Here is a 10879-nt window from a genome sequence, read left to right on the forward strand (position 1 = left end):
GTCCTTAGCGATTCGTCGCCCGTTTCCAACTAACGCTTGCAGACGCCATCGCATCAGTGTGTGCGTTGCCCCGCTGCGATAGACCTCTAGGGCACATCGCGGGCGAATTGTCGTAGAAGCGGTTCAGCGTCAATCGTTGTAATGATCCCTTCGTTTTCGGCGTGGTAAACCAACTTATCATCGCCAACGACGATTTCACCACGACACTCAACCTTATGCAGTAAATTGCCCGGAGCGTATTGCAAGGCATCGAACCGGGTCTTTTGAAGCTGTAACCCTGATTTACACATCTCCAGGACCCTTTGTGTTCCAGCCATTCACCTATTAAGCTGGGATCGTTAGCCATCCCGCAATTTATCGTTCGTAAAATGGGTATGCGTATAATTCATCTTCCTTATATTTACCGACCGCCTTCATCGCGGGCTACTTAGCACTGAAGATTCAGAGTTTCGTCGCCACCAGTTACTTGGCAGAGTCGGGCGAGTTCCGTTTCCGACGGCCTCGGATTGGTCCCTCTCAAGCCCTCGAATGATGTGCTGGCAACTGGGGCATATTCTGATAGCTAAAGTGCCGCGTCGAGCCGTTCCGCTAACTCTCCGATTTCATTCACAACGTCGTCGTCAATCATCATTTTCTCCCGCCGCCTTCAACGCGCCGGCTATCACCGGACTCGGGCCGGGGAACGCTAAACACAAATAGCCCGCCGTCGTTCGCGGTTCCGGGCTTCGATGTAGCCATTGATTATTCCCGATACTCATCTGAATATCGGGCCGGGCGGAATAGGACAGGGGTTAGAGTCGGCGGGATCTGAAATGTCAATCAAGAAGACGCCGATATGTGTACAAATAGTGAACGATTTCTATTGTTAGGTATTGATATATAATAATATCTTGGTTACAGTTCCAATAACGCGGCGAAACCGCACTCTTATGAAACCGAAGGACGACAAACCGATTACGACGATCGCGCGGACGAGAAACAGGAGCTTTTGAACTCGCGGCGAAAATGGATGTTCCGGCTTCTCAAATTGTGCGGGAAGCTGTCCGCGAAAAGCGTAGCGAAAGTGGGATGCCGAGGCCGCCGAGATAGAAACGGCCTGCATCCGCAGCGAGCTTAATTTCCAAATGCGATTACTCGAACTATTTTGCGGCACGAAAAGCATCGGCAAAGCCTTTGAAGCGAAGGGCCGGGAAGTTGTTTCACTCGACCTCGACCCGCAATTTAACGCGACCATTACGGCGAACATTTCGACCTTGCTCTTGATACTTTCCACGGGTTTGATGCTGTAAGCTTCGCCGCCGTGCAATGCGTTCACGGTCGCAAGAATAGCCGGAATTGGCATCACGACCACACGCCAAAGACTGACGCGGCAAGACAGGAAATGGCGATATTAGAAAAGACGGTCGCCATTATCAAAGCAGTAAACCCGCGAATGTTTTGGATAGAGAATCGGGTCGGCAAGATGCGACGGATGCCCGTGTTAAACGAATTCTTCCGGCACACGCGACTTATTGCCAATACGGTGACACGCGAAATGAAGCCAACGGATATTCGACAAACACTTGGCAGGCGTCCCCGTCCGCGATGTAGCCCCGTGCGAATTGCCACGAGGTCTTCCCCGCGAGGGAAGCAGGACGGGAACACAAGGATTAAAAAGGAAGCAAAGGCACGGGCGGTCATTCCGGCTGACCTATGCAACGAGATAGCTGCGTATGCAACGCAAGCCTAATTTCATTGACAACAAAGGACGCAAGGGATCAGAAGGGCCAGGGGTTCCAGAGAATTCACGGCCGGCCCCTCTGAAACGACTAAGAAAGATGGAGGACGCAATGCCAAATTACGAACAGCAATTTCGATTCATTCTAACGACCGATTATGACTATTGCGACAAGACGACGGCCTTAGGATTGCCAAGAGTCTCGGCTATTTCCGCGATGGCAAATTGACCATTTCAGATGTTTGCCGCATTTGGCGGGAAGCGTTCGCGGAGGTGTCGCAATGAACCACTGGATAGAAGCCGAGAACCGGCTGTTTAACATCGAGAAGATCGACCACGCTTGCTGGAACCCGGGCGTTAGAGACGCTGCGGATCCACATCGGCAAAGACCGTTTCGAGTTCAAGGGCGACATCGGCAAGGCGATCTACAAGCACTTATCAATGGGTGCGTTCAAGGCCGCAGAAATGGCGGAGAACGAACGGATTTTTGCAAAGAAAGCGGCAGATTATGTTGCGAACGCGAAAGCCACGGACCCGACGATACCGGCAAGTTGTAAAGGGTTGAGATACCGTTTTAGAGCGGCGACGTGAAAGACACCTTTAGATATTTCATTTCGGAAACGGTCGGCAACGTCGTCGGCCTCGTGCTGATACTTTTCGCCCTTGCGGTGCTGTTTATCAGCATCCTCTTTGATAACGCAGATGTAGCGGCCTGGATGCCGTAGGAGAAAAAATGACAACGAAAGCCATTCAAACACAAACAAAGCCTGCTAGCGGGGCTGAATCGCTCGAAAATGCCCTAATTAGCGGCGACCTATCGAGCCTATCGTCACAAGATCGAATTCTTTACTATCAGCAGACGTGCGAAAGCCTCGGCTTAACCCGCTGACCAAACCTTTGAGTACATCAAACTCAACGGCAAACTCACGCTCTACGCCCGCAAGGACGCGACGGACCAGCTTCGGAACATCCACGGCGTATCGATCGACAAGCCGGACATTCAGCAGATCGACAACCTTATCATCGTGACCGTCACGGCGAAGGACTCAAAGGGCCGGAGCGATTCGGACATTGGCGTTGTGCCGAAAAGCGATATGGGCGGGAACTTGTCAAACGCTTTGATGAAGGCGGTGACGAAGGCCAAACGCCGCGTCACTCTTTCCATTTGCGGGCTCGGGATGCTCGACGAAACCGAGATTGAGACGATACCGAACGCCCAGGCGTTCAGCGAGCCGGAAAAGCCGAAGCAGATCAAAGAACCGGAACCAGTCGAGGACGGCGGACGTGCGGCGGCGATCGCGGAGCTGCAAGACCTTTGCAAGCAACTGAATGACGCGGGCGACGACGTGAAGTGGACGGGCAAAAAGCTGAACGAGTACATCAACGATCTATTCAGTGTCGAGGATGGCATTGCTTCGCTTAGTGCGGAGTCGTTCGAGACGGTGATCGAGGACCTTAAGGGCCGCTTGTGAACTGCAGAACAAGGAAGAGTTTTAGTTTTAATGGAGGAAAATATGGATAAAAAATATGTCATCTGCCGGACTTACTCGGCAGGAGTATTCGCAGGTTTTCTTGAGAGTCGAAACGGCAAAGAAGTCGTTCTGACAAACGCCCGTCGGCTCTGGTACTGGGACGGCGCTGCTTCACTTTCGCAACTCGCGATGGAAGGCACTAAGCAGCCAAAAACCTGTAAGTTCCCGGATCGCCGTGATCGCGTGGAGCTTACCGAGGCGATCGAGATCCTCGATGTCACACCGGAAGCTCAGAAATCGATCGAGGAGGTGCCTGTATGGGCAATGTAGGCTACGGCTCCGGCGACGGCTCCGGCTCCGGCGACGGCTTCGGCTACGGCTCCGGCTACGGCTCCGGCGACGGCTTCGGCGACGGCTCCGGCTACGGCTACGGCTACGGCTTCGGCTACGGCTACGGCTACGGCTCCGGCGACGGCTTCGGCGACGGCTCCGGCTCCGGCTACGGCTTCGGCGACGGCTCCGGCTCCGGCGACGGCTACGGCTACGGCTACGGCTACGGCTTCGGCTACGGCTACGGCTAAAAGCAAGAGTTTCGAGCAAGGGGCAGTTTCATCAGAGAACCTCCTTTTACGGGCCGGCCCCACAACCGGCCCGCTTTTTGAAAAAGCTATGACACGAACACAGATAAGATCGAGCGTGTATCGCACGCGGAGGCCCCGGCGGTTCAGCCCGTACAGGATGTTGATAGCGGCGGCGTGGGCTATGACGTTAGCCGTCATCGCTGCGTTGTTGGTTTACGCCGCGGGGGTGAAATGAACCAGCCTAACTTATTCAATCATCCGCCGAAGCCGGTCAGCGTTCCGCGTAAGGCGATGCGTTTCGACGGGCCGGATTATGACAAGGCAAAGGATAACGCCCGGTTGAGCGGCCAGATATTGCGGATCTTCGAGTTGATGAAGGATGGGCGTTGGCGGACGTTATCCGAAATTGAAGCCGAGACGGGCGACCCCGCGGCAAGCGTTTCGGCACAGCTACGCCATTTGAGGAAGCCCCGGTTCGGTTCGCACACGGTCGAAAAGCGGTCACGCGGCGAACGCAAACGCGGGTTGTTTGAGTACAGGTTATCGAGGGCGGACTAATGGCTGCAACGATGGTTGAAATGTTCGAGTGCCCGACCTGCTACGAAGTCTATAAGCACTACGACGACGCAGAATTTTGCCATCCGATACGGAAAGTTTGGGTTTGTTCCGAGTGCAAGGAAGAAATGAATAACAAGGCCGAGTTCGATGAACACGTCAAAGAGAACCACCCTATTCAGGTTGATTCCTATGGCTTTGAAATTGTGCCTCAAGCGGAACTCGAAGCCGCCGGACAACAACGGCTGTGGAGGTCTGAATGAGAATCGAACACCGATACCTCCCCTGGGAGCCGGACCTTGAGATTAAATCGCCGACACGAGGGCGTAAACGCCGAAGACTGCGGATACCGTCCGAAGTAAAGCAGATCGCATCTTCGACGGTACGAATTCATAAACAGCACCGTGACGCGAAGGTCGGCGTCAATGCCCGCCGAGCGTATTTCCGCGAGTACTACGCCAAGAACCGAGACGCGAAACTTAAGGCGGCGAAGTTACGGCAGCAAGGGGCCAGGAAACGATGAGCGACAACAAAATAATGCAATTCATTCACGACGACGCGGAGTGCGACCGGCTTTGGCGGGGAATGACTACGGAGCAAAAACGCCGGACGCTTGCACTTGCCGAGGGTGATACGTGGCACTTGGCGGACCTTATGCGAGACGTGATCGACGATGCAAGCAGTAATTGACCTAGTGAACGCCGCGTATCGGATGAAGGGCGGGAAGGGTGACGCCGGGGCGATTATATTGCGTCCGCTTCGGCGTAAGTGTTTGGATGTGCAACTAGATAGTGGTAAAATAGAAACGGTCGAAAAAGGTGTTATCAGCACCAATTCCGACCTAACCAATAAACCTGTTTCGGAGGTTCATATGGCTAAGCAAAGCCTACCACTTTCTAAAACCACACTCAAAAGTTGCCCAATTTCTGACTGCGGCCAAAATGTATATCGTCGGCTTAAATGGTGTCGCAAGCACTACGACCGCTGGCGAAAGTATGGCGACCCGCTATTTGTCAAAATGTCTAGGACAGATCCGGAAAGTAATTTCTGGCGTCACGTTGATAAAACCGAAGGCGACTGTTGGTTTTGGACAGCCGCAAGAGACCGTAAGGGGTACGGCGTCGGGAATTGGAGCGGCCGACGGAAGCGAGCGACGCACATATCGTACTTCATTGCCAACGGCCGCTGGCCCAAGATGTGCCGTCATACCTGTGACAATCCGCCCTGCGTAAACCCTGAACATTTGTTGGACGGAACGCATCTCGACAATGTTCGGGATATGGTGAGCCGAGGGCGACAGGCGATCGGCGAGGGAAACGGAACGGCAAGACTCACGGTCGCTAAGGTTCGCGAAATTAAGTCAATGCTTGCGGGCGGGGCGACCCTTGTCGCAACAGCCGCACGGTTCGGCGTCTGTAAGAAAACAATCTGGAATATTAAGAAAGGTCGTTATTGGCGGCATGTCACGTAGCTTCATCGGAAATATGAAATTCGGCAACAAGACGATGTTAGGCAAGTTTATGGAATTGAGGTTTCCGATCAAGACGGTCAGCGAGGCGAATACGCGGGAGCATTGGGCCTTAAAGCACCGGCGAAAGAAAGCACAGCAGGCGGACTTTGCAATGCTTTGGCGGTATCACAAAGCGAAGGTTACGCTCCCGGCGGTCATTACCTTTACGCGGTATTCCTGCAACCTTCTCGACGCCGACAACCTCGCCGGGGCTTTCAAACACGTCCAGGACCAGCCTTCGCCCGCGAACTCGGCATCGACGACGGATCGAGCCTTGTCCAATGGCGGTATCAGCAGGAACGCATTAGTAAGCGGGAGCATTATTTTACGGTGAAGGTGGAAACACTATGAGCGACCCGAAGGCTTATTCATTATCACGGCTGGACGCACAAGACGAGATCCAGTACCGCATTATCGAAGCACGCCGGGCAACGGCAAAGACGGCCTTGCTTCAGGTGATCGACAAACAAAGAGCGAAGCGGATAGCACGTCCGACCGTCGGGGCGTTGTCGCGTGATTTCGACCGTCAGTATCACGACTTGCTTGAATCATTGCTGATCAGAGATATCGACGGAGCATCGTATCCGGTTCGATCCGAAACGTCCGCTCGAATAGGGTTGAGATAGTTTAGCAAGATCAGGAAGCGGGGCTGGCCGAATGACGACCCCGGTAATCGTAGGTTAGAAGCGGGCCGGGATGCCGTCCGGCCTTGTACTTAAAAAACATTTGACAATTTCCGCACCGATCCTTAGAATCAAAGATGCGGATGACATCGTGTCTAAAGTTCGGTATTTCGATCACCAAAAACGCCTCGGGGCCATGTTATCCGCAAAGTAACAAGTCCGGGGCGTTTTGTCTCTAGAGATCGGAGAAATATGTGAGCAGAAAGTATCCGGCGTATTTATGGTATCCGAAGGATGTTTTCACCTGGCGGCGTGGCTTTTGAGCGATATGGAAGAACTGTGGTATCCAAGGGCTTTGGACAAGCTGGCTCGGTGACGGCATCCCGGCGGATCCAGAAGGTTTTGCCGGCTGGGTTGGCCGAGGTTGCACAATCGATGCGCGAAAAGACGTTAAACAGTTCTTTGTTCCGCATAAAAAGACCCGTCAAAAGTAGTAAATGTTCGTCAAGAAAAGAACGAACAAATTTGAAACAAAAAATCGAAGGTTCGGAGCGAAGCCGGCAGGCGGTCCGGCGTAAAGCGTGGAAGCAAAGGACTTAGATGCTGAACAATTGTTCAACAAAATGCAAACAAAACCGAACATTCCTATTGCTATTGCAAATAAGAAAATACCAATAACGCGGACGCGTGGGGCTTCCCGGTTCGGGAACTGATCGAGGCGTTTCGAACATCACATGACCCGACCTCGGCCGGATTCATCGAAGCCGAAGTCTTGCCCGGCGACGAACAGCTTGGGCGAACACGCTGAAGATCACAAACAAAACTACGACCCGATGCTTAACCGCTATCTGCCCGAAAAGACCGGGAACCTTCTCGGCGTATTCCGGGCGGAAAAGACGAAATTGGAGAAGGCAAAAAATGGAACAAGCAAGCAAAGTGGCAGATCAAATATCCGAGTACTCGAAGAGTCCGCAGACTATTTCGACGCCAAATACGGACCCGCCTCGTAGCATTACCCGCGAGGAAGAGATCGGGCTGTTTTCGATCATCAACCAGGCGAGGGCCTTGCAGGGCTGGACGCTTGCTTCGGCGTCCGAGCTCGGGCCGATATGCAAGGTCTGGTGGAAAGAGTTTGCACGGCACAACATTCACCCAAAGCATTACGAAACTCTTTTCCAGCGTGCCCACGACGCCCGCATCGAAAGCATTCAGGCCGGGGCAAGAGGAACATCCCGGCGATCGACGTGACGCTGCTTATCTGCCAATGGACGGGGCCAAGCGGCCTTCGGCAGGAGATCCGGCAACGCGAAATAGACCGGGGCGGACGTTGCCGGCGACGGCTGAAAGCGATTGCCCGCGGTGCTTCGGGTCGGGTTTCGAGAGTGTGAAGGGCGAAGGGGCGAGGCGGTGCGATCACGCGACGGCGTGACGTACTGCAGATCCGGCGGAAACAGGTAGGGAGGGAAGATGGAAAATAGACTAAGCGAATACGAACAATTCCTGGAATCGAAGATCACGCGGTTTAGCGATGCTGGATTTTCACCAAGCGAACTCAATCGGGCGAGAAGTTCGGCATCACGGTTGAGCGTTTCGCGGAGCAAGATTCGCCGGGCGTATTTATCACGAATTACGAACAACTCGACAAGATCGAAGATCCCGGATCGTTCGCGGGAATTGTGCTTGACGAATCCAGCATTCTGAAAAATTTCGAGGGCAAAACGAAGCAGCAAATAATCGATGCGTTTCAAGACACGCCTTATAAACTTGCTTGCACCGCGACGCCTTCGCCGAATGACGTGATGGAACTCGGCAACCACGCGGAATTTGTGGGCATTATGCGGTCGAATGAAATGCTCGCTATGTATTTCGTTCACGACGGCGGCGATACAAAAAAAGGGAATTATATACTTGACTCCCTCACTCCTTTTTGGTATATTTGGACTATGAGCAAAAGCACAATATCCACTTTTCAACTGTTCGAGGCGGTTCCTAATCAGGAAGCCGCTCGGATTTATCTCGAATCCCGCTTGTGGCCTAACGGCGTGATTTGTCCGGCTTGTAAGGCCGGTGAACGTATCACGACTAGGAAAGGCGGTTACTATCGCTGTAACGCTTGTAAACTGGATTTCACCGTCCGCACGGGCACGATCTTCGAGCGGTCGCACGTTCCGCTTCACAAGTGGATATATGCGATGTATTTGCTCGTTACCGCCCGTAAGGGCATCTCGTCGCTCCAACTGGGCAAAGAGATAGGCGTTACGCAAAAGTCCGCTTGGTTTATGCTCCAACGGCTCCGAGAGGCTTGCGGGAACGACATCGACAAACTGCAAGGCATTGTCGAAATTGATGAAACCTACATCGGCGGTAAAGAGGCCAACAAGCACGCCAATATGAAACTGAATCGCGGACGCGGGGTCGTTGGAAAGCAAGCCGTTCTTGGTATGCGTGAGCGCGGCGGTCGAACCAAAGCGATGCACATTAAGAACGCGAGTCTGCCGATCATTCAGCAAGCTATCCATAATCACGTTGCGGTTGGCTCTACGATCTTTACAGACGAACACGGTGCTTACAGCGACCTTAACGGGCTTTTCTTCAACCATTCGGCTGTCAACCACTCTGGCGGCGAATATGGACGCGACGGCATCAATACGAACTCGATTGAGAGCGTCTGGGCTTTGCTGAAACGCGGCATTACTGGCGTTTACCATCACGTTAGCCCGAAACATCTTGACCGCTACGTTGCTGAATTTACGTTTCGGCTCAATTTCGGAAACGTCAAATATCACACGCTCGAAAGGCTTGATAGCTTTGTTTACGCTTCCTTTAACAAACGATTGACCTACAAGGAGTTGACCGCATAATGAATGAGAAAAAAGAGATTCCCGAATCGTTAAATCGGATAACGGATGTGGTTGTGAATTACAAGCCAAAGGACAAGCAAAAGAAACCGCCAAAAAGGAAGCCAAAGAAAAAATGAAAGTTTTAATTGCCTGTGAATATTCGGGAACGGTCAGAGAGGCGTTTAAGGCTCTCGGACACGATGCGTGGAGTTGCGACATTCTACCTACGGAGATTCCCGGCCAGCATATCCAAGACGATGTTTTGACCGTCATTAACGACGATTGGGATTTAATGATCGCGCACCCGCCCTGCACATACCTAAGCAATGCCGGGGCGAGATTTTTATACCCGAAAGGCGTTTTGAATAATGACCGCCTAGCTCTCGGCTTAAAGGCCAAAGAACTGTTTATGGCGTTGCTCGAAGCTGATATTCCTAAAATTGCCATTGAAAATCCTGTTCCATCCACCGTGTTTTTGCTGCCTAAATATGACCAGACGATTCAGCCGTTCTATTTTGGCGATCCTGTGCAAAAGAAAACCTGCCTATGGTTGAAAAATTTGCCACCGCTCGTATCGACCGATATTTGTTTGAATGCCCAAAGCACAAAGATTCCCGGTAACTGGTTCAATAAGGGCGGTAAGGCACGGCAAAAGAATCGAGCCAAGACGTTTCAAGGCATCGCGGATGCTATGGCTCAACAGTGGGGACATTCTTTGTGAATCCTCAATCATTTTACAAAACGGGAGTTAAGTATATAATTCCCTAACGGAAATGCAGAGAACAAAGGCTCTGGGGCTTTTGCACAAACAGGTCAAGAAAGACTCCGCAATGTCTCGTGTCGGCACGCCGGATTATCTGTTGGTTTTCCGCAAGCCGGGCGATCATCGGCATCCGGTCAAGTGCGATATTCCCGTCGAGGTCTGGCAAAAATACGCATCGCCGGTCTGGTGGGATATCAACTACAACAACACGCTCAACGGACGCGAAGGCCGTCACGAAAACGACGAGCGGCATATTTGTCCGCTGCAATTGGAAACTATCGAGAGGGCGATCCATCTTTGGACAAACGAAGGCGATACAGTTCTGACGCCGTTCTTAGGGATCGGGTCCGAAGCATTCCAGGCGATCAAAATGAACCGCAAAGCCATCGGGTTCGAGTTGAAAGATTCGTATTTCGATCTTGCGGTTAAGAATGTGCGCGGGGCCGTGGAAGGCAAAAATCAACTGTCAATTTTCGAGTGTGCTGCCGCGTGACTTCGTGGAGAATCTACCGAACCGAAAAAGATGCACTTGCACGGATCTTGCAGAGTTATCGCGGGAAGCTATCGCCCGTCTCAAATTTGAACTTGGCGACGATTGCCTTCGGCTGGTCGGTGCGTTCAAGTGCGAGCGGTGCGAAGGGTTTTATTTTATCTCGGCGGGGCGGATAGGGCCGGAAATGGAACTAGCGGAATTTTGATAGACAAACCGAAATAAAAAAGCGTAAACTGTACGCGACAATTCGGAGTTATCCGGGTAAGGCATCTTCTCATACAGGCGTATTAGATGCCACGCGAATCCTACGGAGTTCGCCAACGCT

At 52.5% G+C, this 10879-nt stretch carries 18 protein-coding genes; 15 read left to right on the plus strand and 3 right to left on the minus strand.

Annotation, left to right across the window (positions count from 1 at the left end; translation table 11 throughout):
• Positions 1-865 precede the first annotated feature (865 nt).
• Positions 866-1342, minus strand: a complete 477-nt coding sequence (locus tag IPM59_15375; GenBank protein ID MBK9216941.1) for a hypothetical protein — start codon at positions 1340-1342, stop codon at positions 866-868.
• A gap of 962 nt (positions 1343-2304) precedes the next feature.
• Here IPM59_15375 and IPM59_15380 point away from each other — a divergent pair.
• The gene (locus tag IPM59_15380; GenBank protein ID MBK9216942.1) at positions 2305-2442 is read left to right on the plus strand and encodes a hypothetical protein; all 138 of its coding nucleotides are present in this window, start codon (positions 2305-2307) and stop codon (positions 2440-2442) included.
• A gap of 78 nt (positions 2443-2520) precedes the next feature.
• Here the strand turns inward: IPM59_15380 and IPM59_15385 are convergent, their stop codons facing one another.
• Entirely contained in the window at positions 2521-2691 is a 171-nt protein-coding gene (locus tag IPM59_15385) for a hypothetical protein (GenBank protein ID MBK9216943.1), read from the minus strand.
• Between the two features lie 51 nt (positions 2692-2742).
• Here IPM59_15385 and IPM59_15390 point away from each other — a divergent pair, with 51 nt between their 5' ends.
• The 11 genes from IPM59_15390 to IPM59_15440 all read left to right on the plus strand — a co-directional run bounded on the left by IPM59_15390 (position 2743) and on the right by IPM59_15440 (position 7706).
• A complete protein-coding gene (locus tag IPM59_15390; GenBank protein MBK9216944.1) occupies positions 2743-3189 on the plus strand; it encodes a hypothetical protein in 447 nt (148 codons plus the stop codon).
• Positions 3190-3231: 42 nt separating this feature from the next.
• Complete coding sequence (locus IPM59_15395) at positions 3232-3519, plus strand: hypothetical protein (GenBank protein MBK9216945.1); 288 nt, start codon at positions 3232-3234, stop codon at positions 3517-3519.
• Positions 3507-3770, plus strand: a complete 264-nt coding sequence (locus tag IPM59_15400) for a hypothetical protein (protein MBK9216946.1) — start codon at positions 3507-3509, stop codon at positions 3768-3770. The genes IPM59_15395 and IPM59_15400 overlap by 13 nt, the downstream gene beginning before the upstream one ends.
• A 231-nt stretch (positions 3771-4001) precedes the next feature.
• Positions 4002-4328, plus strand: coding sequence for a hypothetical protein (locus tag IPM59_15405; protein MBK9216947.1), 327 nt, complete (start codon positions 4002-4004; stop codon positions 4326-4328).
• Entirely contained in the window at positions 4328-4588 is a 261-nt protein-coding gene (locus tag IPM59_15410) for a hypothetical protein (protein ID MBK9216948.1), read from the plus strand. Before IPM59_15405 ends, IPM59_15410 begins: the two co-directional genes overlap by 1 nt.
• Positions 4585-4848 carry a hypothetical protein gene (locus IPM59_15415; GenBank protein MBK9216949.1) on the plus strand — a complete coding sequence of 88 codons (264 nt, stop codon included), beginning with the start codon at positions 4585-4587 and terminating at the stop codon, positions 4846-4848. Before IPM59_15410 ends, IPM59_15415 begins: the two co-directional genes overlap by 4 nt.
• The gene (locus tag IPM59_15420; GenBank protein ID MBK9216950.1) at positions 4845-5015 is read left to right on the plus strand and encodes a hypothetical protein; all 171 of its coding nucleotides are present in this window, start codon (positions 4845-4847) and stop codon (positions 5013-5015) included. The genes IPM59_15415 and IPM59_15420 overlap by 4 nt, the downstream gene beginning before the upstream one ends.
• Positions 4999-5796, plus strand: a complete 798-nt coding sequence (locus tag IPM59_15425; protein MBK9216951.1) for a hypothetical protein — start codon at positions 4999-5001, stop codon at positions 5794-5796. The genes IPM59_15420 and IPM59_15425 overlap by 17 nt, the downstream gene beginning before the upstream one ends.
• Positions 5786-6169, plus strand: a complete 384-nt coding sequence (locus IPM59_15430) for a hypothetical protein (GenBank protein ID MBK9216952.1) — start codon at positions 5786-5788, stop codon at positions 6167-6169. Before IPM59_15425 ends, IPM59_15430 begins: the two co-directional genes overlap by 11 nt.
• A gap of 13 nt (positions 6170-6182) precedes the next feature.
• Positions 6183-6461, plus strand: coding sequence for a hypothetical protein (locus IPM59_15435; GenBank protein MBK9216953.1), 279 nt, complete (start codon positions 6183-6185; stop codon positions 6459-6461).
• A gap of 915 nt (positions 6462-7376) precedes the next feature.
• On the plus strand, positions 7377-7706 hold the full coding sequence (locus IPM59_15440) for a hypothetical protein (GenBank protein MBK9216954.1): 330 nt from the start codon (positions 7377-7379) through the stop codon (positions 7704-7706).
• Here the strand turns inward: IPM59_15440 and IPM59_15445 are convergent.
• Positions 7667-8332 carry a hypothetical protein gene (locus IPM59_15445; protein ID MBK9216955.1) on the minus strand — a complete coding sequence of 222 codons (666 nt, stop codon included), beginning with the start codon at positions 8330-8332 and terminating at the stop codon, positions 7667-7669. The two genes, IPM59_15440 and IPM59_15445, sit on opposite strands and share 40 nt — an antisense overlap.
• A 69-nt stretch (positions 8333-8401) precedes the next feature.
• On the opposite strand from IPM59_15445, the gene IPM59_15450 reads away from it, so the two are divergent.
• The 3 genes from IPM59_15450 (at position 8402) to IPM59_15460 (ending at position 10554) form a co-directional block, all read left to right on the plus strand.
• The gene (locus tag IPM59_15450) at positions 8402-9319 is read left to right on the plus strand and encodes an IS1595 family transposase (protein MBK9216956.1); all 918 of its coding nucleotides are present in this window, start codon (positions 8402-8404) and stop codon (positions 9317-9319) included.
• Positions 9320-9431: 112 nt separating this feature from the next.
• A complete protein-coding gene (locus IPM59_15455; GenBank protein MBK9216957.1) occupies positions 9432-10019 on the plus strand; it encodes a DNA cytosine methyltransferase in 588 nt (195 codons plus the stop codon).
• Between the two features lie 52 nt (positions 10020-10071).
• On the plus strand, positions 10072-10554 hold the full coding sequence (locus tag IPM59_15460; GenBank protein ID MBK9216958.1) for a site-specific DNA-methyltransferase: 483 nt from the start codon (positions 10072-10074) through the stop codon (positions 10552-10554).
• Positions 10555-10879 lie beyond the last annotated feature (325 nt).

This window comes from Chloracidobacterium sp. (genome assembly GCA_016715795.1).
In the GTDB taxonomy this organism is placed as follows: Bacteria; Acidobacteriota; Blastocatellia; order Pyrinomonadales; family Pyrinomonadaceae; genus OLB17.

Excerpts from the sequence above, each read along its gene's own strand:
- IPM59_15450 (MBK9216956.1), top strand. The coding sequence starts at position 8,402 with ATGAGCAAAAGCACAATATCCACTTTTCAACTGTTCGAGGCGGTTCCT.
- IPM59_15410 (MBK9216948.1), top strand. The coding sequence starts at position 4,328 with ATGGCTGCAACGATGGTTGAAATGTTCGAGTGCCCGACCTGCTACGAA.
- IPM59_15375 (MBK9216941.1), bottom strand. The coding sequence starts at position 1,342 with ATGCCAATTCCGGCTATTCTTGCGACCGTGAACGCATTGCACGGCGGC.
- IPM59_15425 (MBK9216951.1), top strand. The coding sequence starts at position 4,999 with ATGCAAGCAGTAATTGACCTAGTGAACGCCGCGTATCGGATGAAGGGC.
- IPM59_15415 (MBK9216949.1), top strand. The coding sequence starts at position 4,585 with ATGAGAATCGAACACCGATACCTCCCCTGGGAGCCGGACCTTGAGATT.
- IPM59_15400 (MBK9216946.1), top strand. The coding sequence starts at position 3,507 with ATGGGCAATGTAGGCTACGGCTCCGGCGACGGCTCCGGCTCCGGCGAC.
- IPM59_15395 (MBK9216945.1), top strand. The coding sequence starts at position 3,232 with ATGGATAAAAAATATGTCATCTGCCGGACTTACTCGGCAGGAGTATTC.
- IPM59_15440 (MBK9216954.1), top strand. The coding sequence starts at position 7,377 with ATGGAACAAGCAAGCAAAGTGGCAGATCAAATATCCGAGTACTCGAAG.
- IPM59_15405 (MBK9216947.1), top strand. The coding sequence starts at position 4,002 with ATGAACCAGCCTAACTTATTCAATCATCCGCCGAAGCCGGTCAGCGTT.
- IPM59_15460 (MBK9216958.1), top strand. The coding sequence starts at position 10,072 with ATGCAGAGAACAAAGGCTCTGGGGCTTTTGCACAAACAGGTCAAGAAA.
- IPM59_15430 (MBK9216952.1), top strand. The coding sequence starts at position 5,786 with ATGTCACGTAGCTTCATCGGAAATATGAAATTCGGCAACAAGACGATG.
- IPM59_15435 (MBK9216953.1), top strand. The coding sequence starts at position 6,183 with ATGAGCGACCCGAAGGCTTATTCATTATCACGGCTGGACGCACAAGAC.
- IPM59_15420 (MBK9216950.1), top strand. The coding sequence starts at position 4,845 with ATGAGCGACAACAAAATAATGCAATTCATTCACGACGACGCGGAGTGC.
- IPM59_15455 (MBK9216957.1), top strand. The coding sequence starts at position 9,432 with ATGAAAGTTTTAATTGCCTGTGAATATTCGGGAACGGTCAGAGAGGCG.